Genomic DNA, 23,712 nt, shown 5'->3' on the forward strand with positions numbered 1-23,712 from the left:
GCAATGACTTCGGGGTGGAGGACCTAGCGCCAGCGCAGGCGGTCTGGCGTCAGCTGGTCGATGGATGTGACCCCCATCAGGCGCATGCCGCGCTCGATCTCTTCCTTGAGGATGCAGATCGCCCGTTCGACCCCGGGCTGCCCGGCTGCCGCGAGCGCATAGAGATACAGCCTCCCGCCCGAGGCTGCGGAAGCCCCTGCGGCAAGACTCTTGAGCACATGCGTCCCGCGCCTGACGCCGCCGTCGAGCACGATCTCGATCTCGCCGCCGACTGCATCGACGATCTCGCCGAGCTGGTCGAACGGGGCACGGCTGCCATCGAGTTGCCGCCCTCCATGGTTGGAAATCCAGATGGCATCGGCGCCGATTTCGACCGCGCGGCGGGCATCGGCGGCGCTCATCACGCCCTTGATCGCGAAGGTCCCGCCCCAGTCCTGCCGGATGCGGGCGGCGGTATCCCAATCCATCCCCGTGTCGAGCATGGTGTTGAAATATTCCTGGATACTGACCGCCTTGCCGCTTCCCTCGCTGACGTATTCGTCGAGGTTCGGCAGGCGGAACTTCGGGCCGAACACATAGTCCAGTGTCCAGCGCGGGCGCGTGGCGTAACTCCAGAGCGCCGAGGGCGTGAAGCGGGGCGGGGTGGTGAAGCCCGACCGCAGGCACCGCTCGCGCTTGCCCGAAACGATCGTGTCGACAGTCAGAGCGATGGCATCGAATTGCGCCGCCTTGCACCGCTCGATCATGCTGGCGTTGAGCCCCTTGTCCTTGTGGACATAGAGCTGGAACAGCTTGGGCCCGCTGGTAAGCGCGGCGATCTCCTCGATAGAGTGGGTCGCAAGGCTGGAAATGCCGAACCACACGCCAAATTTTTCCGCCGCCTTCGCGACCGCCCGCTCGCCGTCGCGATGAAAGGCGCGCTGGAGGGCCGTAGGGCTGAGCATCAGGGGGAGTGCGCTTTTACGGCCCATGATGGTGCAGGACGTGTCGATCTCCGCCACCCCCGCCAGCACGTCAGGCACGAGATCGACATCGTCGAAAGCGCCGGTGTTGCGACGCTTGGTGATTTCGTCGTCCGCTGCCCCGTCGATATAATCGAACACCGGCCACGGCAGCCGCGCCTTGGCGAGCCGGCGGAAGTCTTCGATATTGTGGCAGTCGCTCAAACGCATCCCGATCCTCGTGACGGGAAGCGATGCGATTGTCGAGGGGGGTTACTGGCGTTCGAAGGCCGCGCTGATGTCGAGATCGACTTCGCTGCCCACCATCGGCGCTGCGTAATTCACACCCCACTGCGTCCGGTCGATCGTCGCGCGCGCGTGGAAGCCGACCGTCTGCGCCTTGCTCATCGGATTTGCACCGGCACCCGTAAATTCGACGAGCATGGTGACCGGGCCGGTTTTGCCGTTCATTGTCAGCTGGCCGGTCACAACGGCCGTCGTATCGGAGGTCTGGCGCACGTTCGTGGACACGAAGCGGGCGGCTTGCGGATCGGGACCGAAGAAGTCGGGTGCGCCGCCGTCCTTGCCCGGTCGGAGCAAATGATCCCGCAGACCTTCGCTTGGCACGGCAACGCTGGTGATGGGCACGGAGATGTCGAATTCGGTGTCGCCGATGTTCGCGGGGTCGAGCGTCATCGTGCCCTCGATGTTACCGAATAGGCCGAGATAGTCGTTGAAACCGAAGTGGCTGACGCTCCATTGCACGAGTGTGTGCGCCGGATCGAGGGCATACGTCCCGGCGGTAACGCGACTGACGTCGAAGGCTCCGGGAATCTGCGGTTGTTCCTGCGCCGAAATGGATGTGACGGCGAACAAGCCGGAGGTGGCGAGGGCGAGTGCGAAAATCGGCTTGTTCACGGTCGTTCTCCTTCAGGGTGCTCGATACCAGAAAACCGCCGGGTCCGCCGAGTTCCGAAAAAGGGCGGCAAAAACGCTGTAGCGCTAAAGCAGGGCGTTGCGCTCTTCCATGCGGAGCCGGCGAGGAGCCGCGATCGGCTCCAGCGTGCTGGCGTCGAAGAGCGGATTCCGTCTTCGGTCGCCGGACAGGATATCCTTGACCATCCGCAGGAAAAACCGCCGTATAAGCCGGGACATGGGCATGGCTGGAAGTTTGCTGGTGTCACCCGTCGCTTCATCAAGGAAGAGGTAACCGAGCGGCTGGCCGAGCCGGGCGTCGACGCTAGCCGGATCGCAATTGCCCAGCAGAGTCGTCACGTAGGGAATGCGGCCGTTCTTGTAGGTATTGAAGAGGGGTGTGCCGCAGCACTCGGCGTACCAGCGCGTCGTCGCCTGCTCGGTCATGTGGAGGCAGGCAAGGCGATGCTTGCCGGTCCCGATCTCCAGCCGGGCACAGCGGCTTTGGTACAGCGGGGTCCCGCCATGGTCTTCGAGGATCCGCGACTCCTTGCGGAAATGGCGCGCGAGATCCCGGCAATCGCTGCAGCAGCACACGATGTGATCGCCCTGCGATGGCGTAGCTTGCCGGACGAAACCTGAAACCTCGCCGCATTCGCAGGCGAAAGGCAGGTCGTCGGACGCGCTCTTGGTCTCTCCTTCCACAAGCGCGTCCTAACTGTCAGTTCTTGTCCTTGTCGACCAGCTTGTTGGCGCCGATCCAGGGCATCATGGCGCGTAGCTGGGCACCGGTCTGCTCGATCGGATGCGCGGCGGCAGCCTTGCGGCTCGCCTTGAGTTCGGGCTGGCCGGCCTGGTTGTCGAGTACGAAGTCCTTCACGAAGCGGCCGGACTGGATGTCCTTCAGGACGCGCTTCATTTCGGCCTTGGTCTCTTCCGTGATGATGCGCGGGCCGGTCTTGATGTCGCCGTATTCGGCGGTGTTGCTGATCGAATACCGCATGTTGGCGATCCCGCCCTCATACAGCAGGTCGACAATCAGTTTGGTTTCGTGAAGGCACTCGAAATAGGCCATTTCGGGCGCGTAGCCCGCTTCGACCAGCGTTTCGAAACCCGCCTGGATGAGGTGGGTGATGCCGCCGCACAGCACGGCCTGTTCGCCGAAGAGGTCGGTTTCGCACTCTTCCTTGAAGTCGGTCTCGATGATCCCCGAACGGCCGCCGCCGACGGCGCTGGCATAGGACAGCGCGAGCTGCTTGGCGAAGCCGTTGCCGCCCGACTGGTTCGATTCCTGATGGACCGCGATCAGGCAGGGTACGCCGCCGCCCTTGAGGTATTCGCCGCGCACCGTGTGGCCGGGGCCCTTGGGCGCGATCATGATCACGTCGACATCGGCGGGCGGGTCGATCAGGCCGAAATGGATGTTGAGGCCATGCGCGAAGGCGAGCGCGGTGCCGGGGCGCATCTTGCCGGCGATTTCGTTGGCGTAGATCGTCGCCTGGTGTTCGTCGGGTGCGAGGATCATGAGCACATCGGCCCATTCGGCGGCCTCGGATACGGTCTTGACCGTGAAGCCGGCGCCTTCGGCCTTCTTTGCGGTGGCCGAACCTGCGCGCAATGCGATGACGACCTCGCCGACACCGCTGTCACGCAGGTTTTGCGCATGGGCGTGGCCCTGGCTGCCATAGCCGACGATCGCGACCTTCTTGTCCTTGATCAGCTGCTGGTCGCAATCGGCATCGTAATAGACTTGCATTTCAAACCCCATTCTAGGCGCGGTCACTTCCGCGCATCATTCCCACGATCCCCGAGCGGCCGACCTCGACGAGGCCGAGTTCGCGCATCAGGGCGATGAAACTGTCGATCTTGTCCGGCGCGCCGGTAAGTTCGAATACGAAGCTGCTGGTTGTGGTGTCCACGACATTGGCGCGGAACAGTTCCGCGATGCGCAGCGCCTCCACCCGGTTGTCGCCTTTTCCAGCGACCTTCACCAGCGCCAGCTCGCGTTCCACGTGCGCGCCGGCTTCGGTGAGGTCGATCACGCGGTGGACCGGGACCAGCCGTTCCAGCTGGGCGCGGATCTGGTCGATGACCGGTTCGGGCCCGTTGGTAACGATAGTGATCCGGCTGATCGCGTGATCTTCCGAAATGTCGGCCACGGTCAGGCTGTCGATGTTGTAACCGCGCGCGGTGAACATGCCGGCGATCTTGGCGAGAATGCCCGCTTCGTTGTCGACGATCACGTTGAGGACATGGCGCTCTGCCGCCTGCTGGGCGATCTTCATGCCATGCGCCCCTGCCAGACGGGCTCGAACATGCGGCCTTCGCCGTCGAATTCGCGCAGGAATTCGCGGCCCCGCCGCACGGCTTCGAAATTGTCGGTCTGGCGGCTGAGGTCGAGGCTGTCGGCCATCAGGACCCAGTTACTGTCACCCTGCTTTTCCGCAACATCCATGCCGATGAACCGGAGGCCGTTCTCTTCGAGCCAGTCGAGCAGTTCTTCCGCGTCGCTGCGCTCGAACCAGCAGCGCCGCTCAGCGCGCGCGGCGAAGCGCTCGGGGAAATTCGTCATCATGCCCATTACACCAGCGCCTTCGCTTCGTCGTCCATCGTGCCGCCCACCTTGTCGCCGTAGAGCAGCATGTCGGTGTGCGCCGCCCCGCTCGGGATCATCGGGAAGCAGTTCGCCTCCTTGGCGACCAGGCAGTCGACCATCACCGGGCCGTCATGCGCGAGCATCGCCTCGATCCCGGCATCGAGCTGGCTTTCGTCCTCGATCCGGATGCCCTTCCAGCCATAGGCTTCGGCCAGTTTCACGAAATCGGGCAGGCTGTCCGAATAGCTGTTCGAATAGCGGCTTTCGTAGGTCAGTTCCTGCCACTGGCGGACCATGCCCATGTATTCGTTGTTGAGGATGAACACCTTGACGGGCAGGCGGTACTGGCTCGCCGTGCCGAGCTCCTGGATGTTCATCTGGATGCTCGCTTCGCCCGCCACGTCGATCACGAGCGCGTCGGGATTGCCGAGCTGCGCGCCGATGGCGGCAGGCAGGCCGTAGCCCATCGTGCCGAGGCCGCCGCTGGTGAGCCATTTGTTCGGCCCCATGAAGCCGAAATACTGCGCCGCCCACATCTGGTGCTGGCCAACCTCGGTGGTAATGATTGGATCGCGGTCCTTCGTCAGCGCGAAGAGCCGTTCGATGCTTTTCTGCGGCATGATCAGGTCCGAGCCCTTGTCGGGATAGGCGAGGCAATCGCGCGCCTTCCAGCCGAGGATGCGTGCCTTCCATTCGCTCAGGTCGCGGCTCTTGCGTCCACTCATCCCTTCGAGGATTTGCTCGAGCACATGTGCGCAATCGCCGACGATGCCGAGATCGACGGGCACGATCTTGTTGATCTGTGCGCGGTCGATATCGATGTGGATCTTTTTCGCCTGCGGGGCGAAGGCATCGAGCCGGCCGGTCACGCGGTCGTCGAAGCGGGCGCCGATGGCAACGATCAGGTCCGCCTTGTTCATCGCCATATTGGCTTCGAAGGTGCCATGCATGCCGAGCATGCCGAGCCAGTCGGGATGATCCGCAGGAAAGGCGCCGAGCCCCATCAGCGTGCTGGTCACAGGCGCATTGGTGGCCGCCTGCAGCTTGCGGAGCATCTCTGTCGCGCGCGGCCCGGCGTTGATGACGCCGCCGCCGGTGTAGAACACCGGGCGTTCGGCCTTGGCCAGCATGTCGACGGCTTCGGCGATCTCGTCTGCCGCGCCGACCATGCGGGGCTGGTAGCGGTGGGATGGGAGGGGCGTCTGGTCCTGCTCGTCCCAATTGGCGAGAGCGATCTGCACGTCCTTGGGAATGTCGACCAGCACCGGGCCGGGGCGGCCGGTCGTCGCGATGCGGAAGGCTTCCTCTATCGTCGCGCGGAGCCGCTCGGGATCCTTCACGAGGTAATTGTGCTTGGTGCAGTGGCGCGTGAGGCCGATGGTGTCCGCTTCCTGGAATGCGTCGGTCCCGATGAGTGCGGTCGGCACCTGGCCGGTGATGACGACCATGGGAATGGAATCCATGTAGGCGTCGGCAATGCCGGTCACGGCATTCGTCGCGCCGGGGCCACTGGTCACCAACACGACGCCCGGCTTGCCGGTCGAGCGCGCGTAGCCTTCGGCAGCATGCGCGGCGCCGGCCTCGTGGCGGACGAGAATGTGCCGGATGTCATCGTCGGCGAACAGTTCGTCGTAGATCGGCAGGACCGCGCCGCCGGGATAGCCGAACACGAATTCGACTCCTTGCCGCTTGAGGCACTCGATCAGGATTGCGGCGCCGCTACGCTCCGTCGTCACGTTAACTCTCCGACCCTTCAACTCGTTGGAAAGACACAAATCGGCCCGGTGCTGGGGTCTATAGCACCGGGCCGACAGGAGCTCCCTATCTGCTCGGCAGTTACAAAGTCAAGCCTCTTTGCGAAATAATGAAACAAAAAAGCTGCTCGAAACGTCGCTAAAATTATCGGCCTGTGGCCAGGATGGTGGGGTTTGGTGCCTGAACCAAGTATACTGCCGCTTGGCGTACCTGCGCGTCGCCGTCTGGCCAGCAGCGATTGCTTCATCGCGACCAAGTTCGCCTTTGAGCCAGGCCGTTATCTCGGGGACGCCGATGGCCCGCATGACTGGCAGGGCCGGGTCGAGATCGCGCGCAAGCAACGCCTGCACCTCTTCCACCGCGCCCTGTTCTGTCATCATCACGAACCGACGGTCGCAGCGTTCGTAGAGCCACTCGCGTTCGGGGAGGAGCACGAGGGGGTGGGGCTCGATAGCATCGCCGATCCCGCCCTCCTTTTGCGCTTGCCAATCGGCGAGCGTCCTGCCGGTCGAGCGAACCACCTCGAGAGCGCGGGTCGTGCGGGCGTTGTCGGCCGGCGCGAGCCTTGCGGCGGCGGCGGGGTCTTCCCGTTCCAGTGCCGCACGGGCCTCTTCCTGCCCCATGCGCCGCACCTGCGCCCGGACTGCCGCGTCGATCTCCGGCACAGGTGCTATGCCTTCGAGCAGGGTCCGCATGTAGAGGCCCGTGCCACCGCACAAAATCGGGACCGCTCCATCTGCATGGAGCGCCGCGATCTCCCGTTTTGCCGCCGCCGCCCAGTCGGCTGCGGAACAGGGGTTTGCGCCGTCCCACGCCCCGAAAAGGCGATGTTCGATTCCCGCCATTTCCGCTTCGGTCGGCCGTGCCGAAAGGACGTGAAGGTCGTCATAGACCTGCGCGCTGTCGGCATTCAGCACCACCCCGCGACGCCCGTCCTCGGCAAGTCGCTGCGCGAGCCGGACCGCGAGATCGCTCTTGCCGCTCGCGGTCGGCCCTGCGATGAGCGCGACCGGTTGTTTCTCAGGAGATTGCGCAGTGCTCATCGCCCGGCTGATAGCAGACCAGCAAGGCATCGAAACCCGTGTCGACGCCGCGAGCAACGCACTGTCCGATGCGGGCATGCCGGTGGCGCTGGCCGGCATGCTGGATTTCTGCGGCGACGTCCTGCAGTTTTCGCTCCCCGGGGGCGACCGGTCCCAGTTGATCCGCATCCTTGTCGAGCATTTCGGCCAGACCGACCTGCTCGTCGCGGATCACGAGATCGAGGTGCCGCGCCTGTTCGTCTCCGACATGGATTCCACCATGATCGGCCAGGAATGCATCGACGAACTCGCCGATTTCGCGGGAATCAAGGACAAGGTCGCCGCAATCACCGAACGCGCGATGCAGGGCGAACTGGATTTCGCCAGCGCCCTGACTGAGCGCGTCGGCTTGCTGGAGGATCTCGATGAGAGCGCGATCGACCGCTGCCTCACCGAGCGGATCCGCCCGGTCCCCGGCGCGCGCACGCTGGTGCAGACGCTCGCCAACAAGGGCTGCCGTACCGTGCTGGTTACCGGCGGGTTCCACCATTTCGCCGATCCCATTGCTGCCCAGCTCGGGTTCGAACGGGTGGTCGGAAACCGTCTCGCGGTGGCGGGAGGGAAGCTGACGGGCGGACTTGCCGGGCCGATCAGCGATGCTTCGACCAAGCTCGCAACGCTGGTGGAGGAACGCGACGCGTTGGGCGAGGGGGCGCGTGTCCTGGCGACGGGCGATGGCGCCAACGACATTCCTATGATCGAGGCGGCCGACTACGGGATCGCTTACCGCGCCAAGCCCAAGGCGCGCGATGCGGCGAACGGGCGCATCGCCAGCGAGGACCTGACCGCCATCCTAAAGTTGCTCGGCATCCCGCGTTCGGAGTGGGTCGAAGGCTGAGAACTGCTTGGCGCGCCTGTCCAATTATCATTCATCAATTTCGTTTACGGACCGATTCAAAGGGTCACGAAGATGAATGAGCGAAGCACCATGTTTGCAGGTATCGATTCGGCCATGGACGGTACTCCGTTGCGCCATCCCGACCGGCCGACGCCCAGGTACCGCCCCATCGCGGCGCTCAAGGGATTTCGCGAGCTTCTCAAGGACAAGGAAAATACCGCCGTCGTCTTCCAGATCTACGATGCGCTCCCTTCATCCAGCTTCATGCCGCGCGTGCGCGCCCTGACCCTCAGCCCGCTCGGCGAAGCGCTGCGCAAGAGCGAACCCTTCCTGCCCGAGTTGCTGGACGATCACGAGGCGCTGCGTCGCCTGCCAAAGGGCAGTGTCGCCCATGCCTATTGCGATTTCATGGAGCGCGAAGGGCTGTCTGCAGCGGGCCTGGTCGAGGAGTCCGAAAAATCCGGCCGCCCGACTTATCCCGATCTCGTCCAGTGGTTCGGTTTTCGCCAGCGCGACACGCACGACCTCATGCACGTCCTCTCCGGCTATGGTCGCGACGCGTTGGGCGAGCAATGCGTGCTGCTGTTCACCCATGGCCAGTCTCCGAGTCAGGGACATCTCTTGCTCGGCTATGCAGGTTCGCTCCACATCAAGAAGCTGCGCCGCGACAGCGCGGCACCCGTCATGAAGGCGACCCGGCAGGCGCACCGGACGGGCAAGGCCTGCCCGCCGATCGTCTCGATGTCGATCCGCGAATTGCTGGCGAAGGACCTTCAGCAGGTCCGCGACGAGCTCAACATTCCCGAACCGCACTGGTACCGCGAATGCCACCGCATCTGGCGCGCAGAGGGGATCGATCCCTACGACCTGCTCGCAGCGCCCGACGGGCAGCAGCAAGCCCTGGCCTGACGGCCTAGAGCCAGCTCGAAATCTGCGATAGCGGCTTCTTGACGGTTGCCCGCTTGGGAACGGTCGCGTCCGCACTCGGCAGACCCGCGACCACGATCATTAGCGGTTTCTCATGGTCCGGCCGACCGCAGATCTCGCGCAGGAACCCCATCGGTGAAGGCGTGTGCGTGAGGGTCGAAAGGCCCGCTTCGTTGAGCGTCGCGATCAGCATGCCGCAGGCGATGCCGACGCTTTCGGTGACGTAATAATTCTGCGTCACGCCGTCTTCCGCGATGCCGCCCTTGCGCTGCGCGAAGACGACGATCAGCCATGGCGCGGTCTCGAGGAAGCCTTTGTCGGCATCGGTCCCCAGCGGCGTCAACGCCTGCAACCATTCGTCGCTGGCCTTCCCGGAGTAGAACGCGCGCTCCTCCTCCTCCGCCGCCTCGCGGATTGCGCGCTTGATCGCGGGTGATGAAACCACGGCGAAATGCCAGGGCTGGTGGTTGGCCCCGTTCGGCGCGCTGCCCGCCGCTTCGATGGCCGCCTCGATCACTTCGCGCGGCACCGGCGCGTCGGAGAAGAAACGACAACTGCGGCGCTCTTTCAGCCGGTCGCGCAGGGCTCCGGCACGCGCAATCCTTTCCTCGTCGGACAGGTCGGGAAGGGAGTAGGGAAGGGTTTCGTGGTCTTGCATCGATGGCGGGCCCTCAGCGCAGGTCCTTGCGGATGACCAGCTTGAGACCCGACCAGACGTCGTCGACCGCGCAAACCTTGGTATCGACCAGGCCCATCGGCAGGCAGACCTCGCGAATCGTGTCCTCGGTGATATCGGTCGCAACGCCGGAGGCCTTCTTGGGCCAGCTCACCCAGACGTGGCCGTCCTTTGCCATGGTGTTGCGCAACGCCGCGAGTTTATCCTCAAGATCGGTGCGCTGGGTCACAAAGATATGCGCAGCGTCCGGCGCGTCATCCGGGCCCGCAACGAAAGTTAGCTCAAGCGCGTATTCGTCGATCTCGTCGATGACGTGATCGGGCATACCGTCGAACCAGACGCGCTGCCCGTCGCGCAGGCTCAGTTTCTTCGCGAGCGGCGTGCCGGAATAGCCGGCAGGCACCTCAGGCCTCCATCCAGTCGCGGAAGAAACTCGTGTGCGCATCGCGCAGCTGTTCGATCGGCACACCGAACAGGTTACCGCCGCCCGTCGTACCGAGACGGCGGAAGCCGACACGTGCGGTGTCCTCGTTTTCGGTGCCCTTGGCGAGCGCGGCGTTGAGCGCATCGGTATCGGGCACGGTGACGATATAGCGGCCCTGGTCTTCGCCGAACCACCACTGCGCGGCGGTGTAGTCGTCATGCCCCTCGACCTCGGCCCCGATGCCGCCGACCATGGCCATTTCGGCCAGCGCCACCGCGAGGCCGCCATCGGACACGTCGTGAACCGCGCTGACCAGCCCGTCCGCAATCAGCTCACGCACGATCCCGCCGGCGGCACGCTCCAGCGTCAGGTCGGTCGGCGGGGTCCGGCCTTCATCGCGGCCATGCACGATCTGCAGCCACAGCGATTTGCCGAGGTGCGAACGTTCCGGATCGGGCGTCGCCCAGGCTTCCGGCCAGATGAGGTAGATCGCTTCGCCCTCGGCCTTGAACGGCATGGTCATCATGCGATCGTGATCGTCGATGATGCCGACGCCGCCGATGGCCGGGGTGGGCAGGATGGCCGAACCGCCACCGGTCGCCTTGCTCTCGTTGTAGAGGCTGACGTTGCCCGACACGATCGGGAAGTCGAGCGCGCGGCAGGCATCGCCCATGCCTTCGAGGGCATGGACGAACTGCGCCATGATCTCGGGTCGTTGCGGGTTGGCGAAGTTGAGGCAGTTGGTCACCGCCAGCGGACGGGCGCCGACAGCGCAGAGATTGCGGTAGGCCTCGGCAATCGCCTGCTTGCCGCCCTCGTACGGATCGGCATGGACATAGCGCGGCGTACAGTCGGTGCTGATCGCCAGTGCCTTCTTCGTGCCGTGGACGCGGACCACGCCCGCATCGCCGCCGGTCTGCAGCGTGTCGGCACCCACCTGGCTGTCGTACTGTTCGGCGATCCAGCTCCGCGACGACAGATGGGGCGAAGCCAGCATCGTCAGCAAGTCAGCACCGACGTCGCTCGAATCCGGGCGATCGGTCATCGGCGTGATGCCAGCCCATGCGGTGTATTCGTCCTTCGACAGATAGGGACGGTCGTATTCCGGCGCGTCTGCCGCGAGCGGGCCGAGCGGGATATCGCAGACGACCTGGCCGTCGAACTCGAGCACCATGTGGCGCGTGTCGGTGACCTCGCCGATGACTGCGAAATCGAGCTCCCACTTGCGGAAGATTGCCTCGGCCATGGCTTCCTTGCCGGGCTTCAGCACCATGAGCATGCGCTCCTGGCTTTCACTCAGCATCATCTCGTAGGGGGTCATGCCCTCTTCGCGGCACGGCACCTTGTTCATGTCGAGCCGGATACCGGCCTTGCCATTGGTCGCCATCTCGACCGACGAGGAGGTGAGGCCCGCCGCGCCCATATCCTGGATCGCGACGATGGCATCGGTCGCCATCAGCTCGAGGCAGGCTTCGATGAGCAGCTTCTCGGTGAACGGGTCGCCCACTTGGACCGTGGGGCGCTTGGCGTCGGCATCTTCCTCGAAATCGGCGCTGGCCATGGTTGCGCCGTGGATCCCGTCGCGGCCGGTCTTGGAGCCGACATAGACGATGGGGTTCCCGACGCCGGTCGCCGCGGAGTAGAAAATCTTGTCCGCATAGGCGACCCCGACGGTCATCGCGTTAACCAGGATGTTGCCGTCATAAGCGGGATGGAAGTTGGTTTCGCCGCAGACAGTCGGCACGCCGACGCAATTACCGTAGCCGCCGATGCCCGCGACCACGCCCTTGACGAGGTGCTGCATCTTGGGGTGTTCCGGCCGGCCGAAGCGCAGGGCATTGGCGTTGGCCACTGGGCGCGCGCCCATGGTGAACACGTCGCGCAGGATACCGCCGACGCCGGTCGCCGCGCCCTGGTAGGGCTCGATGTAGCTTGGGTGGTTGTGGCTCTCCATCTTGAAGATGGCGGCCTGTCCGTCGCCGATGTCGATGACGCCCGCGTTCTCGCCCGGACCGCAGATGACCCACGGAGCCTCGGTCGGCAGTTTCTTCAGGTGCAGGCGGCTCGATTTGTAGGAGCAGTGCTCCGACCACATCACCGAGAAGATGCCGAGTTCCACGAGGTTGGGCTCGCGACCGAGCGCATGCAGCACGCGCTCGTATTCCTCTTCACTGAGCCCGTGCTGGGCGACGACATCGGGGGTGATCTGGGACTCGGTGATAGCCATGCGCGCGCCCTTAGCGGGGCACGCTCGCAACCGCTAGTCCCACCTCGCTCTTATGCCACCGTGTCATGTCGAGCCAATAGGCCAGCAGCGTCAGCAGGCCGAAGGCGAAAAGGCCCGTGACAAGATAGCCGAACCCTGCCGACTCCGGCTCTGGACCGAACCAGTTGACTGCCTGCAGCAAGAGCATGACCGCCAGCAAGACCATCGGGGGCACGATCGGGCCCTTGGTCCGGCGCATGTACCACCAGAAGGCGAGGCCGATCAGGGCCAGTTCGAGCGGCATCGCAATCTCTGGCCGGTTCCACAAGCCGAAGCCGAGCTTGTCGGACCCTCCCGCAAGCGTGAGATCGGGCCGGTGCACCAGCAGGTCGAGAAGCCAGTGCGAGGCCACGACGATTCCCGCCCAGGTCGCTGCGACGGCATTGCGGGTCGCAGCGTAGATCACACCGGCAAAACCCAGGGCGAAGACGGCAGTCCCCAACAGGCTGTGGGTGAACGGCATGTGATAGAAATCCATCGGGTTCATCTTGGTGATCCCGGGCACCACCCGAAGCTTCTCGATACCGACCATCGCGAACGCGAAGAACGCCCAGTCGACGAGCTGTGCCGCAATGAACAGCGTCCCGAGCCTGGGCGAATCCTTCGTGATGGCCTTTGCCGCGAAGGCGGGGGCGAAGTGACCGATAAACACGCGCCTAGCCCAGCTTGGTGGCGGCAAAGGTGGCGATGCTTGCCGCCGCCGCAGTCGCAAACGCGCCCCAGCAGATATCGACGACGGTGATGGTGGTCGACCACTGCCTGAGGGTCGCCTGGTTGGTCAGGTCATAAGTCGCGTAGCAGAGCGCGCCCAGCAGCGCGCCGTTGAGGGCGGCTGTCCCGATGCCGCCGGTCAGGCCCGGTCGGACGGCGAACCATACGATGCCGGCGATATAGGCGGTGTAGAAGACAAGCGCAGGGCCCTTGCGAAAGCTGTCGGCCATCAGATCGCCAAGGCGGGGCCGGTAGAAATTCTCGCCCGCCCAGCCGAGCCAAAGCGCATCGAGGATGCCGAATGCCACTGCAGCGGCGATGTAGACCACAATCCACGTCATATCCGGCTCCCCGTTTTTTGGGTTACTTGACCGTCCAGCCGCGCAGCGTCAATGCTCCGCCGCGATGACAGACGAACAGACTCCGATTGCCGAAATGAGTTTCGAAGAGGCCTTGCGCGCGCTCGAGGGCGTGGTGCGCCGGCTCGAGAGCGGGGAGGTCCCGCTCGATGAAAGCATCGACCTCTACGAACGCGGCGAAGCGCTGCGCAAGGCATGCCAGGCACGGCTCGACGCGGCGCAGGCGCGGATCGAGAAGATCGTCCAAGGCGCGGACGGCAAGCCTTCGGGCACCGTGCCGTTCGATGCGGAAGGCGCCGCGTGAACGCGATGAACGGGATGCCGGACCTCCTCGCTTCGGCGTTCGAGCGGGTGCAGGCAGAAGTCGACAGCGCGTTCGACGCATTCCTGCCGGTCCCCGACGACACGCGCGCAAGGCTGATCGAGGCGATGCGCTATGCGACGATCGGCGGCGGCAAGCGTGTGCGACCGCTACTGCTCGTTGCAACCTCGGAGCTGTTCGGTGTGAACCGCAGCGCGGCGATCAACGCAGGTTGTGCGGTCGAGGCCATCCATGCCTATTCCCTGATCCATGATGATCTGCCCTGCATGGACGACGACGATCTGCGTCATGGCAAGCCCACCGTGCACAAGGCTTTCGACGAAGCGACGGCCGTGCTGGCGGGCGATTGCCTCCATGCGCTCGCCTTCGACATCCTGACGCAGCCCGACACCAGCACGGATCCTTTCGTGCGCGCCGAACTGGTCGCGACCCTGTCGCGCGCCAGCGGCCACGACGGGATGGGCGGCGGGCAGATGATGGACATCGTTTCCGAAGAGCAGGACTACGACCTGCGCCAGATCACCCGGCTCCAGCAGCTCAAGACCGGCGCCCTGCTCGCAGCCAGCGTCGAGATGGGCGCGGTCCTCGGGCGGGTGCCTCCTGAGGGCCGAACGCATTTGCGCGCCTATGCCCGCGATATCGGCCTGGCGTTCCAGATCGCCGACGACCTCCTCGATGTGGTGGGCGACGAGGAGAAGGCCGGCAAGGCGCTGCGCAAGGACGAAGGGCAGGGCAAGCAGACGTTCGTCACGCTGATGGGTGTCGACCAGGCGCGGGCGCAGGCGGAAATGCTCGTCCAGCAGGCCGGGCAGCATCTGGCCGGTCATGGCGAAGACGCGCGCCTGCTGGTCGAACTGGCGCGCTTCATCGTGAAGAGGGATCACTAATGGCAGAGCGCATCGGCATCTATCCCGGCACTTTCGATCCCATCACGCTGGGCCATGCCGACATCATTCGACGTGGCAGCAAACTGGTCGACAGGTTGATCCTCGGCGTCACCACCAACCCGTCCAAGAACCCGATGTTCACCACCGAGGAACGCTTTGCCATGGTCGAACGCGAGATCGCCGGGATGGGCCTCGAGAATGTCGAGGTGGTGGGTTTCAATGCTCTGCTCGTGAAGTTCGCTCAGAAAATGGGGGCGAGTGTGATCATCCGCGGCCTGCGCGCCGTCGCCGACTTCGAATACGAGTACCAGATGGCGGGTATGAACCAGCAGCTCGACGACGATATCGAGACGGTGTTCCTGATGGCCGACGTCTCGCTCCAGCCCATCGCCTCGCGTCTGGTCAAGGAAATCGCCCTGTTCGGCGGCGACATCGCGCCCTTCGTCAGCAAGCACGTCTGCGAGGATGTGATCGCGCGAGTGGACAAACTGGGCCGGCTTGGCGACTACTGAGCCCGACCGCGCTATTCATTGAACCGACAGACCGCGCTCGCTAGACGCAGCGCCGATCCAGGAAATTTCGACGGAATGCCAATGTTCAAGACTTCGCTTGCCCTTGCTGCCGCTGCACTCGCAATGCTTTCGCCGGTCGGTGCGTTCGCGCAGGAGACCGAGACTGCTGGCGTTCCGACGACCGAGGTTGCTGCTCCGCAGCAGGACACCCGCACCTATGGCCCGGTGAATTTCGACATGGCATTCGAGCCGGAGAATATCCTCCTGCTCGACCTGTCGAACGGCCAGCGTGTTGCGATCCGTCTGATGCCGGACTGGGCCCCCAATCACGTCGAGCGGATCAAGACGCTGACGCGGCAGGGTTTCTATGACGGGATCATCTTCCACCGCGTGATCGATGGCTTCATGGCGCAGACCGGCGATCCGACCGGCACCGGCACCGGCGCGTCGGAACTTCCCGACCTGGAGCAGGAATTCAACCCCATGCCGCATGTGCGCGGGACCGTTGCGATGGCCCGCGCGGCGGCCGAGAACAGCGCGAACAGCCAGTTCTTCATCGTCTTCTACCCGCGCTTCAGCCTGGACGAGAAATACACCAATTTCGGCCGCGTGATCTCCAACATGGCCGCCGTCGACGCGATCCAGCGCGGCGAGCCGCCGCAGGACCCGACGCGAATCGTCCAGGCTTCGATCGCATCGGACAACAAGCCGGTGCCGGTGGCCCGTGCGCTGGACGGCGCACCGGAAGTGACCGTCGACGAATTGAACGCGCCGCTCGGCAACTGACTTCCCTTGGCGGGCGCGCGCGACTAAGCGCGCCCGCATGAACGCCCTTCGACAAGCTCAGGATGATCGGGATCAACGCTATGCGCGTTGATCTGTTCGATTTCGAACTGCCGCCGGAGCGGATCGCCTTGCGGCCGGTGAAACCGCGCGATGCGGCGCGCATGCTGGTCGTGCGAAGTGAAGGCCCGCTGGAGGATCGTGGCGTCCGCGACCTGCCACAGCTCCTGCGCAAGGGCGACGTGCTGGTGTTCAACGACACGCGTGTGATCCCGGCCCAGCTGGAAGGGCGGCGGGGCGAGGCGAAGATCGGTGCGACCCTGCACAAGCGCGTGGACCTGCGCCGCTGGCAGGCCTTTATCCGCAATGCCAAGCGCCTGCGCGAAGGCGACGAGGTGGAGTTCGGCGGTGATGTGTTCGCGACGGCCGAGCAGCGCCTGCCCGATGGCAGCTTCGTGCTCGCCTTTGCCGGCGACGAACCGGTCGAGGTCTTGCTGGAGCGCGCGGGACGCATGCCCCTACCTCCGTATATTGCGGGCAAGCGCGCGACCGACGAGCAGGACCGCAAGGATTACCAGACCATGTTCGCGCGCGAGGACGGCGCGGTCGCCGCGCCCACCGCCGCGCTGCATTTCACGCCCGAGTTGATCGCCGCGCTGGACGAGGCGGGGATCGGCCGCGAGACGCTGACACTGCATGTCGGCGCGGGCACTTTCCTGCCGGTGAAGGTCGACGATACGGACGACCATGCCATGCATTCCGAATGGGGGCGCATCGAGGCCGCTGTCGCCGATCGCCTCAACGCCGCGCGCGCCGGCGGGGGCAGGGTGATCGCGGTCGGCACCACCAGCCTGCGCCTGCTGGAAAGCGCCACCGGTGAGGACGGCACGGTCCGGCCATTTGCAGGCGACACCGATATCTTCATCACGCCCGGCTACAGGTTTCGGGCCGTCGATGGCCTGATGACCAATTTCCACCTGCCGAAGTCTACGCTGATGATGCTGGTCAGCGCTCTGATCGGTCGCGATCGTATCATGGAAGCCTATGCACACGCGATCGCGCAGGGATACCGCTTTTATAGCTACGGGGATTCCTCGCTGCTCCTGCCCTGAACGCGGAACAGGTTTTCGGTGTTGAGCAGGCGGTCGATCAGCGCGTCGTCCGCCGGTATGCGGCCGTCGAGCATCAGCATCGCGATTCCATGCGCGATCGACCAGGCCTGCAGCGCCAGCCGATCCGCATCCTCGATATTGCTTGACAGCTCGCGCGTCATCTTCTGGAGGAGCCGCCCTGCCGGGTCGCCCGAAACGTCGTGCTCGACCGGGTTGCCCTGTGTGTACATCAGACGGAAGAGGGCCGGGTGAGCAAGCGCAAAGCGAACGTAAGCGCGGCCCGTTTCGGCGAAACCCAACGCGCCTCCACCGACCTTTGTCGCTGCTTCGGCCTGTGCCGCACCGAGCATTGCAAGGCCTTCGCTCGCCAGCGCCTCCACGAGCGCCTGTTTGTCAGGGAAATGCCGATAGACCGCAGTCGGTGATACACCGACTTTGCGCGCCAGTTCGCGCAGCGAAACTTCCTTGCCGTCCAGACCGTCCAGCGCCTCCATGCCCGCAGCGACCAGCGCTTCGCGCAGACTGCCGTGATGGTAGGCCTCGTTTGATGTTGACACTGTTACCATTGCCTCTATGTTTACAGCGTTCACTTTAGGCGAGGCGAGTCGATCATGGCAAGTGTCATCGAAAAAACCATCCGCAAGGCCGTCACTCCGGCCATCCAGGCCGTGGCCGGTCTCAACCGGGCGCGGCTGGACGATCCATCGGAAAATCCGTTTCTGAAAGGCCTTCACGCGCCCATGACGGAGGAGCGGACCCTCACCGATCTGGCCGTGACCGGCTCGATTCCGGTCGAACTGGACGGGCGTTATGTCCGCATTGGGCCGAACCCGTTCGATGGTGGCGGGAAAGGCCATCACTGGTTCACCGGTGACGGCATGGTCCATGGCGTGCGCCTGAGAGATGGCAAGGCCGAATGGTATCGCAATCGTTTCATCCGATCGAAGGAACTCGAGGCCAAGGGCGGACCCAAGGCAGCACCCGGACCGCGCAGCACCGATCGCGACGTCGTGAATACCAACGCCCTCGACGTCGGCGGCAAGATCATGGCGCTGGTCGAAGCCGGCTCCTACCCGGTCGAACTTGACGGCAATCTGGAAAGCGTTGCCTACAGCAATTTCGGGGGAGGCCTGGCTGGCTCGTTCACGGCTCACCCCCATCAATGCCCCGTCACAGGGGAGCACCACGCGATTTGCTACAGTGCGGAACAGCCGGACCGCATCCGCCACGTTGCGCTGTCGAAAGACGGCGAGGTCCTGCGCGAAGTCACGATCCCGGTCGAACATGGCCCCTCGATCCACGATTGCGCGCTGACCGAGAATTACGTCGTCATCCTCGACCTGCCGGTGACCTTTTCCATGAAGTCGCTGCTGGCCGGCTACCGTTTCCCCTACCGTTGGAACCCCGAGCACAAGGCGCGCGTCGGCCTCGTACCCCGCAAGGGCGACGCGTCCGAGGTCATATGGTGCGATGTCCACCCGTGCTATGTCTTCCATGTCGGCAACAGCTTCGAACAGGACGGCAAGGTCGTAATCGACCTGTGTGCCTACGAGACGATCTTCGACGGCGACATGCCGGGACCCTACGGGAAAGCCCTGGGGCTGGAGCGCTGGACCGTCGATCCGACGCAGGGGAAGGTCATCCGCGACACGCTCGACGCGGCGGGACAGGAATTCCCGCGCCCTGACGAGCGCTATTTCACCAAGCCCTATCGCTACCTCTGGTCGGACGCGCTCGAAGGCGATCTGGAATTCTTCTCCGCCCTGCCGATCTATCGCCACGACCTTGCAACGGGTGAACGCATCGAACACAGCTTCGGGGAAGGCCGCATTCCTGGTGAATTCGTGTTCGTGCCGCGCAGTCCGGACGCGCCGGAGGGCGATGGCTGGATCATGGGCTATGTCATCGATCGCAATGCCCGCACCAGCAGCCTCGAAATTCTCGAGGCGCTTACGCTCACGCCGGTGGCATCGGTGCACATCCCGCATCTTATCCCGCCGGGCTTCCACGGGAACTGGATTGCCGCTAGCCACGACTGAGTGGAGCCGATTCTCGAACTTTGCGGCCTGACCAAGGTCTATCCCGGCGGGCTGAAAGCGCTCGACGATGTCGACCTCACGATCCGCAAGGGCGAGATTTTCGCGCTGCTGGGGCCGAACGGGGCCGGCAAGACAACGCTGATCGGCGCGGTCTGCGGTCTCGTCCGGCCGAGCGGCGGCACCATTTGCGCCTTCGGCCTCGACATGGCGCAGGACTGGCGCAAGGCCAGGGCGCGGATCGGGCTCGTCCCGCAGGAACTGAGCACCGACATGTTCGAGCCGGTGATCCGCGCGGTCAGCTATTCGCGCGGCCTGTTCGGTCTCGCACCCGATCCGGCGCGGATTGAGGAAATTCTTCGTTCGCTCAGCCTGTGGGAGAAGCGCGACGAGCGGATCATGGCGCTGTCAGGCGGGATGAAGCGCCGCGTGCTGATCGCCAAGGCGCTGGCGCACGAGCCCGACCTCCTGTTCCTCGACGAACCCACGGCGGGCGTCGATGTCGAACTGCGCAAGGGCATGTGGGCCATCATCGACGAAATGCGCGCACGCGGCGTCACGATCATCCTGACGACCCACTACATCGAGGAAGCCGAAGAGATGGCCGACCGCGTCGGCATCATCCGCAACGGCAAGATCATCGCGGTGGACGAGAAGGACGCGCTGATGGCCAAGCTGGGCCGGACCGAGGCGCATATCACACTGGCCGAACCGCTCGCCGCGCTTCCCGAAGCGATTGCGACCTATCCCGTCGAACTTGAGCAGGGCGGTACCTCGCTCCGCTATCGTGGCGGCGACGGCACGGGGAAGGGCAAGGCCGAGGTGGCGGAGCTTACCAAGGCGCTCACCCGCGCAGGCATCGATTACACCGGCATCGAGACGCGCGAGAGCAGTCTCGAGGATATCTTCGTCTCCCTCCTCGGGGAGGACGCGTGATGCTGGGCTGGCGCTCGACCTGGTCGATCTACAAGCGCGAATTGATGCGCTTCATGCGCACAGCATTTCAGTCGGTGCTCGCCCCCGTCCTGACGACGTCGCTCTATTTCATCGTTTTCGGCGCGGCGATCGGTGGGCGAATGCCCGATCTTGGCGGCGTAAATTACGGTGCCTTCATCATTCCCGGCCTGCTGATGTTGACCCTGCTGGGCGAGACTACCAGCAATTCCAGTTTCGGCATCTACATGCCGCGCTTTACCGGGACGATCTACGAACTGCTCAGCGCCCCCGTCGGCGTCGGGGAGACACTGATCGGCTTCGTCGGCGCGGCGATGACCAAGAGCCTGATCCTGGCCGCCATCATCCTCGTCACCGCGCGCCTGTTCGTCGATTACAGCATCGCCCATCCGCTGCTTGCAGTGATTTATATCATGCTGGTGGCGGCCGCCTTCAGCCTGTTCGGCTTCATCCTCGGCATATGGGCGGACAACTTCGAGAAGCTCGGGATTATCCCGATGTTGTTCCTCACGCCGCTGACTTTCCTCGGCGGCACCTTCTACTCGATCGATATGCTCCCCAAGCCGTGGGACACGATCGCGCTGGCCAATCCGATAGTCTATCTGGTCAGCGGCTTGCGCTGGACGTTCTACGGCACGGCCGATGTCGATATCCGGGTGAGTTTCGCCATTACGCTGACATTTCTCGCTGCCTGCGTCGCGGTCATCGCCTACATTTTCAAGACGGGATGGCGCCTGCGCGCCTGACGCACGAAAATATCCGACGAACGACATTTTACATTCATTGAATGGACAGGTGACCGGGCGCAAATCGCAGCGCGCGCCAAGGGAAACGGCGCGTCAATTCAAGGACGGTACTACAATGAAGAAAATCGCATTTACCGCCGCAGCTGCAGCCGCCGCACTGGCGCTGCCGAGCGCGGCGCAGGCGCAGAGCGTCGTGCCGGGCAACGGCTTCGTCGGCGTGTCGGCAGGCGTGCACGACCTCGGCTTCGAAGATGAGATCGTGTCGATCGATCCCGATTTCGAAGTCGACGACTCCAGCCCCCTGATCGGCGTGTTCGCCGGTTACGACTTCCCCGTCGGCCCGAGCATCTTCATCGGCGTTGAAGGCAACTACAACTTCGGCACGGACGCTCTCGACGGCGACTATGGCGCCAGCGCGCGCCTCGGCTTCGCTGTACCTGGCGGCACCAAGATCTATGCCCGCGGCGGCTACCAGGCGATCAAGGTCGACTATAACAAGATCATCAACGACGATTCGATCGATTTCAGCGGCGTCGACGACACCGAGAGCGATTATCTCGTCGGTCTTGGCGTCGACGTTCCGGTCGGTGGCTTGTTCGTGCGCGGCAACGTCGACACGATTTCCTTCGACACCATGCGCGCAACCGTTGGCGTCGGTCTGAAGTTCTGATCGCGCGAGCAACGCACATCGGGCCGGTCTTCCTCAGGGGAGGCCGGCCCTTTTGCATGTCCGGGGTGGCGGGTGGACCGTCAGCGCGCTAGGCGCTGCGCCATGTTCGACCGCACCATAAAATGTGCCGCCGCCGCCGTCGCCCTCTCCTTCGCAGCGCCGGCCAGGGCAGAGCTTCCCGAGGGCGCGCGGCAGATGATCGATGCCGCGCTTGCGAGCGGCGATGATGCCAAGGTCGCGACCGTCCTCGAGCTGGCGCGTACGACCTGGCCGCAAGAGGCCGATGCCATCGCTGCGATCGAAGGCGAATGGCAGGCGGCCAAGGCCGAGCGCGCTGCCGCGGAAGCAGCCGCGCAGGAAGACGCGATCCGCTCCGCCGGCCTGTTCGAGCGCTGGAGCGGCGAGGGTGAGCTGGGCGGTTTCCAGTCGAGCGGGAACAGCAATACGGTCGGCGCCTCCGCCGGTTTGAAGCTGAAACGGGAGGGGATCGCCTGGTCGCACCGCCTCGCCGCGCGCTTCGATTACCAGCGCCAGAACGGCATCACGAGCCGCGAGCAGCTGTTCGCCTCCTACGAACCGCGTTGGCAATTCGGGCAGACCGTGTTCGCTTATGGCCTCGCGCAATACGAGCGCGACCAGATCCAGGGGGTCGACGGGCGTTACGCCATATCGGGAGGGCTGGGCTACAAGGTGCTCGACGGCGACGGGCTCAGCCTTTCGGTCAAGGCCGGCCCTGCGTTCCGCGTCACCGAATTTACCGACGGGCGCACCGACAGCCGCCTTGCCGCGCTTGCCGGGCTGGATTTCGACTGGAAGGTCTTCGAACGGCTGACCTTCACGCAGGACGCGAATGCGGTCGCGGAAACGGGCGGCGAGGCTGTCGTGCTGATCGACAGCTCCAACACGACGATCAACCTGATCACCGGCCTCGATTTCGCCGTGAGCGACCGGTTCAGGGCGCGCATGTCCTACCAGCTCGACTACGACAGCAATCCGCCGGTGGGAAAGGTTTCGACCGACACGCTCACCCGCGCGACACTCATCTACGGATTCTGACCATGGGCCAACGTTTCGCCTTTACCATCGATGCGACCGACGGCGCCGCACGCACCGGCAAGATCGCCATGCTGCGCGGGGAAATCCGCACGCCCGCCTTCATGCCCGTGGGGACAGCGGCAACCGTCAAGGCGATGAAACCCGAAACCGTGCGCAGGACGGGGGCCGACATCATCCTCGGCAACACCTACCACCTGATGCTGCGGCCAGGCGCCGAGCGGGTGGCGCGGCTCGGCGGGCTGCACAGATTCATGAACTGGGACCGCCCGATCCTGACGGACAGCGGCGGCTACCAAGTGATGAGCCTCTCCGAGCTGCGCAAGCTGACGGAGGAGGGGGTCGAATTTCGCAGCCATCTCGACGGCTCGAAGCACATGCTGACGCCCGAACGCTCGATGGAAATCCAGCGGCTGCTCGGCAGCGACATCGTCATGGCCTTCGACGAATGCCCTCGCGCCGACCGGCCGCGTGACGAGATCGCGGCAAGCATGGAGATGTCGATGCGCTGGGCGAAGCGCAGCCGGGACGGGTTCGATAGCGGCGAAGAGCATGCGTCGCGCGCCGCGCTGTTCGGCATCCAGCAGGGTGCGCTCGACGAGGAGCTGCGCAAGATCAGCGCCGAGAAGCTCACAGAGATCGGCTTCGACGGCTACGCTATCGGCGGTCTTGCGGTGGGTGAGGGGCAGGAGGCGATGTTTGCCACGCTCGACTTTGCGCCCGCCCAGTTGCCGCGTGATCGACCGCGCTATCTCATGGGCGTGGGGAAGCCCGACGACCTCGTCGGCGCGGTCGAGCGCGGGGTGGACATGTTCGACTGCGTGCTGCCGAGCCGCTCGGGCCGCAACGGGCAGGCCTTCACCTGGAACGGCCCGATCAACTTGCGCAACGCGCGCTTCGCCGAAGATCAGGAGCCGCTCGACAACCGCTGCTCCTGCGACACCTGCAGCACGTACAGCCGCGCCTATCTGCACCATCTCGTCCGCTCGAACGAGATCCTGGGCGCCATGCTGATGACCGAGCACAATATCGCCTTCTACCAGCAACTGATGCAGGCGATGCGCGACGCGATCGCGCGCGGTGGTTTTGCCCGGTTCGCCAGCGACTTCCGGCGTGACTATCTGCAGGGCAAGTCCTAGTCAGGCGC

27 protein-coding genes are annotated in these 23,712 nt (G+C 64.5%); 13 read left to right on the top strand and 14 right to left on the bottom strand.

Going from position 1 to position 23,712, the window contains the following annotated elements; all coding sequences use genetic code 11:
* Positions 1–23: 23 nt before the first annotated feature.
* The 8 genes from K3172_RS08905 to miaA form a co-directional block, all read right to left on the bottom strand.
* On the bottom strand, positions 24–1,172 hold the full coding sequence (locus tag K3172_RS08905; protein WP_221589217.1) for an alpha-hydroxy acid oxidase: 1,149 nt from the start codon (positions 1,170–1,172) through the stop codon (positions 24–26).
* A gap of 42 nt (positions 1,173–1,214) precedes the next feature.
* Entirely contained in the window at positions 1,215–1,859 is a 645-nt protein-coding gene (locus K3172_RS08910; RefSeq protein WP_221589219.1) for a YceI family protein, read from the bottom strand.
* Between the two features lie 84 nt (positions 1,860–1,943).
* Positions 1,944–2,561: a DUF6151 family protein gene (locus K3172_RS08915; RefSeq protein ID WP_221589221.1), complete on the bottom strand. Its 618-nt coding sequence runs from the start codon at positions 2,559–2,561 to the stop codon at positions 1,944–1,946.
* A 16-nt stretch (positions 2,562–2,577) separates the two neighbouring features.
* Positions 2,578–3,612 carry a ketol-acid reductoisomerase gene (gene ilvC / locus K3172_RS08920; RefSeq protein WP_221589223.1) on the bottom strand — a complete coding sequence of 345 codons (1,035 nt, stop codon included), beginning with the start codon at positions 3,610–3,612 and terminating at the stop codon, positions 2,578–2,580.
* Between the two features lie 13 nt (positions 3,613–3,625).
* Entirely contained in the window at positions 3,626–4,141 is a 516-nt protein-coding gene (gene ilvN, locus K3172_RS08925) for an acetolactate synthase small subunit (protein ID WP_221589225.1), read from the bottom strand.
* Positions 4,138–4,437: a hypothetical protein gene (locus K3172_RS08930; protein ID WP_221589227.1), complete on the bottom strand. Its 300-nt coding sequence runs from the start codon at positions 4,435–4,437 to the stop codon at positions 4,138–4,140. Before K3172_RS08930 ends, ilvN begins: the two co-directional genes overlap by 4 nt.
* Positions 4,437–6,188, bottom strand: a complete 1,752-nt coding sequence (gene ilvB / locus K3172_RS08935; protein WP_221589229.1) for a biosynthetic-type acetolactate synthase large subunit — start codon at positions 6,186–6,188, stop codon at positions 4,437–4,439. Before ilvB ends, K3172_RS08930 begins: the two co-directional genes overlap by 1 nt.
* A gap of 108 nt (positions 6,189–6,296) precedes the next feature.
* Positions 6,297–7,250: a tRNA (adenosine(37)-N6)-dimethylallyltransferase MiaA gene (gene miaA, locus K3172_RS08940; RefSeq protein ID WP_221589231.1), complete on the bottom strand. Its 954-nt coding sequence runs from the start codon at positions 7,248–7,250 to the stop codon at positions 6,297–6,299.
* On the opposite strand from miaA, the gene serB reads away from it, so the two are divergent.
* Together serB and K3172_RS08950 are read left to right on the top strand one after the other, a co-directional pair.
* Positions 7,243–8,127 carry a phosphoserine phosphatase SerB gene (gene serB, locus K3172_RS08945; RefSeq protein ID WP_345725629.1) on the top strand — a complete coding sequence of 295 codons (885 nt, stop codon included), beginning with the start codon at positions 7,243–7,245 and terminating at the stop codon, positions 8,125–8,127. The genes miaA and serB overlap by 8 nt on opposite strands.
* A 72-nt stretch (positions 8,128–8,199) precedes the next feature.
* On the top strand, positions 8,200–9,036 hold the full coding sequence (locus K3172_RS08950) for a Coq4 family protein (protein WP_221589235.1): 837 nt from the start codon (positions 8,200–8,202) through the stop codon (positions 9,034–9,036).
* 4 nt (positions 9,037–9,040) lie between these two features.
* On the opposite strand, the gene K3172_RS08955 is transcribed toward K3172_RS08950, so the two are convergent.
* Genes K3172_RS08955 through K3172_RS08975 form a run of 5 tightly spaced genes read right to left on the bottom strand, consistent with a single transcriptional unit; the run spans position 9,041 to position 13,472 of the window.
* Positions 9,041–9,712: a nitroreductase family protein gene (locus K3172_RS08955; protein WP_221589237.1), complete on the bottom strand. Its 672-nt coding sequence runs from the start codon at positions 9,710–9,712 to the stop codon at positions 9,041–9,043.
* Between the two features lie 13 nt (positions 9,713–9,725).
* Positions 9,726–10,133, bottom strand: a complete 408-nt coding sequence (locus K3172_RS08960; RefSeq protein ID WP_221589239.1) for a DUF3052 family protein — start codon at positions 10,131–10,133, stop codon at positions 9,726–9,728.
* Between the two features lies 1 nt (position 10,134).
* Positions 10,135–12,381 (bottom strand): phosphoribosylformylglycinamidine synthase subunit PurL, encoded by a 2,247-nt coding sequence (gene purL, locus K3172_RS08965; protein WP_221589242.1) that lies wholly within the window; start codon positions 12,379–12,381, stop codon positions 10,135–10,137.
* 10 nt (positions 12,382–12,391) lie between these two features.
* Complete coding sequence (locus K3172_RS08970) at positions 12,392–13,072, bottom strand: metal-dependent hydrolase (protein WP_221589244.1); 681 nt, start codon at positions 13,070–13,072, stop codon at positions 12,392–12,394.
* Positions 13,073–13,076: 4 nt separating this feature from the next.
* Positions 13,077–13,472, bottom strand: a complete 396-nt coding sequence (locus K3172_RS08975; RefSeq protein WP_221589246.1) for a DUF2177 family protein — start codon at positions 13,470–13,472, stop codon at positions 13,077–13,079.
* A 64-nt stretch (positions 13,473–13,536) separates the two neighbouring features.
* Here K3172_RS08975 and K3172_RS08980 point away from each other — a divergent pair, with 64 nt between their 5' ends.
* From K3172_RS08980 to queA, 5 genes are all read left to right on the top strand, one after another.
* The gene (locus K3172_RS08980) at positions 13,537–13,794 is read left to right on the top strand and encodes an exodeoxyribonuclease VII small subunit (protein ID WP_221589248.1); all 258 of its coding nucleotides are present in this window, start codon (positions 13,537–13,539) and stop codon (positions 13,792–13,794) included.
* Between the two features lie 14 nt (positions 13,795–13,808).
* A complete protein-coding gene (locus K3172_RS08985) occupies positions 13,809–14,699 on the top strand; it encodes a polyprenyl synthetase family protein (protein ID WP_221591076.1) in 891 nt (296 codons plus the stop codon).
* On the top strand, positions 14,699–15,211 hold the full coding sequence (coaD, locus tag K3172_RS08990; RefSeq protein WP_221589250.1) for a pantetheine-phosphate adenylyltransferase: 513 nt from the start codon (positions 14,699–14,701) through the stop codon (positions 15,209–15,211). The genes K3172_RS08985 and coaD overlap by 1 nt, the downstream gene beginning before the upstream one ends.
* An 81-nt stretch (positions 15,212–15,292) precedes the next feature.
* Entirely contained in the window at positions 15,293–15,997 is a 705-nt protein-coding gene (locus tag K3172_RS08995) for a peptidylprolyl isomerase (protein ID WP_221589252.1), read from the top strand.
* An 80-nt stretch (positions 15,998–16,077) separates the two neighbouring features.
* Positions 16,078–17,106, top strand: a complete 1,029-nt coding sequence (queA, locus tag K3172_RS09000; RefSeq protein WP_221589254.1) for a tRNA preQ1(34) S-adenosylmethionine ribosyltransferase-isomerase QueA — start codon at positions 16,078–16,080, stop codon at positions 17,104–17,106.
* Here the strand turns inward: queA and K3172_RS09005 are convergent.
* Entirely contained in the window at positions 17,076–17,672 is a 597-nt protein-coding gene (locus tag K3172_RS09005) for a TetR/AcrR family transcriptional regulator (protein WP_221589256.1), read from the bottom strand. The genes queA and K3172_RS09005 overlap by 31 nt on opposite strands.
* A gap of 45 nt (positions 17,673–17,717) precedes the next feature.
* Here K3172_RS09005 and K3172_RS09010 point away from each other — a divergent pair, with 45 nt between their 5' ends.
* From K3172_RS09010 to tgt, 6 genes are all read left to right on the top strand, one after another.
* Entirely contained in the window at positions 17,718–19,145 is a 1,428-nt protein-coding gene (locus K3172_RS09010; RefSeq protein WP_221589258.1) for an 8'-apo-carotenoid 13,14-cleaving dioxygenase, read from the top strand.
* Positions 19,146–20,078: an ABC transporter ATP-binding protein gene (locus K3172_RS09015; protein WP_221589261.1), complete on the top strand. Its 933-nt coding sequence runs from the start codon at positions 19,146–19,148 to the stop codon at positions 20,076–20,078.
* Positions 20,078–20,842, top strand: a complete 765-nt coding sequence (locus K3172_RS09020; protein WP_221589263.1) for an ABC transporter permease — start codon at positions 20,078–20,080, stop codon at positions 20,840–20,842. The genes K3172_RS09015 and K3172_RS09020 overlap by 1 nt, the downstream gene beginning before the upstream one ends.
* Positions 20,843–20,957: 115 nt before the next feature.
* Complete coding sequence (locus K3172_RS09025; protein WP_221589265.1) at positions 20,958–21,512, top strand: outer membrane protein; 555 nt, start codon at positions 20,958–20,960, stop codon at positions 21,510–21,512.
* Between the two features lie 102 nt (positions 21,513–21,614).
* On the top strand, positions 21,615–22,568 hold the full coding sequence (locus K3172_RS09030; protein WP_221589267.1) for a DUF481 domain-containing protein: 954 nt from the start codon (positions 21,615–21,617) through the stop codon (positions 22,566–22,568).
* 2 nt (positions 22,569–22,570) lie between these two features.
* Positions 22,571–23,704: a tRNA guanosine(34) transglycosylase Tgt gene (tgt, locus tag K3172_RS09035; protein ID WP_221589270.1), complete on the top strand. Its 1,134-nt coding sequence runs from the start codon at positions 22,571–22,573 to the stop codon at positions 23,702–23,704.
* Positions 23,705–23,712 lie beyond the last annotated feature (8 nt).

This window comes from Qipengyuania proteolytica, assembly GCF_019711565.1.
GTDB lineage: Bacteria > Pseudomonadota > Alphaproteobacteria > Sphingomonadales > Sphingomonadaceae > Qipengyuania > Qipengyuania proteolytica.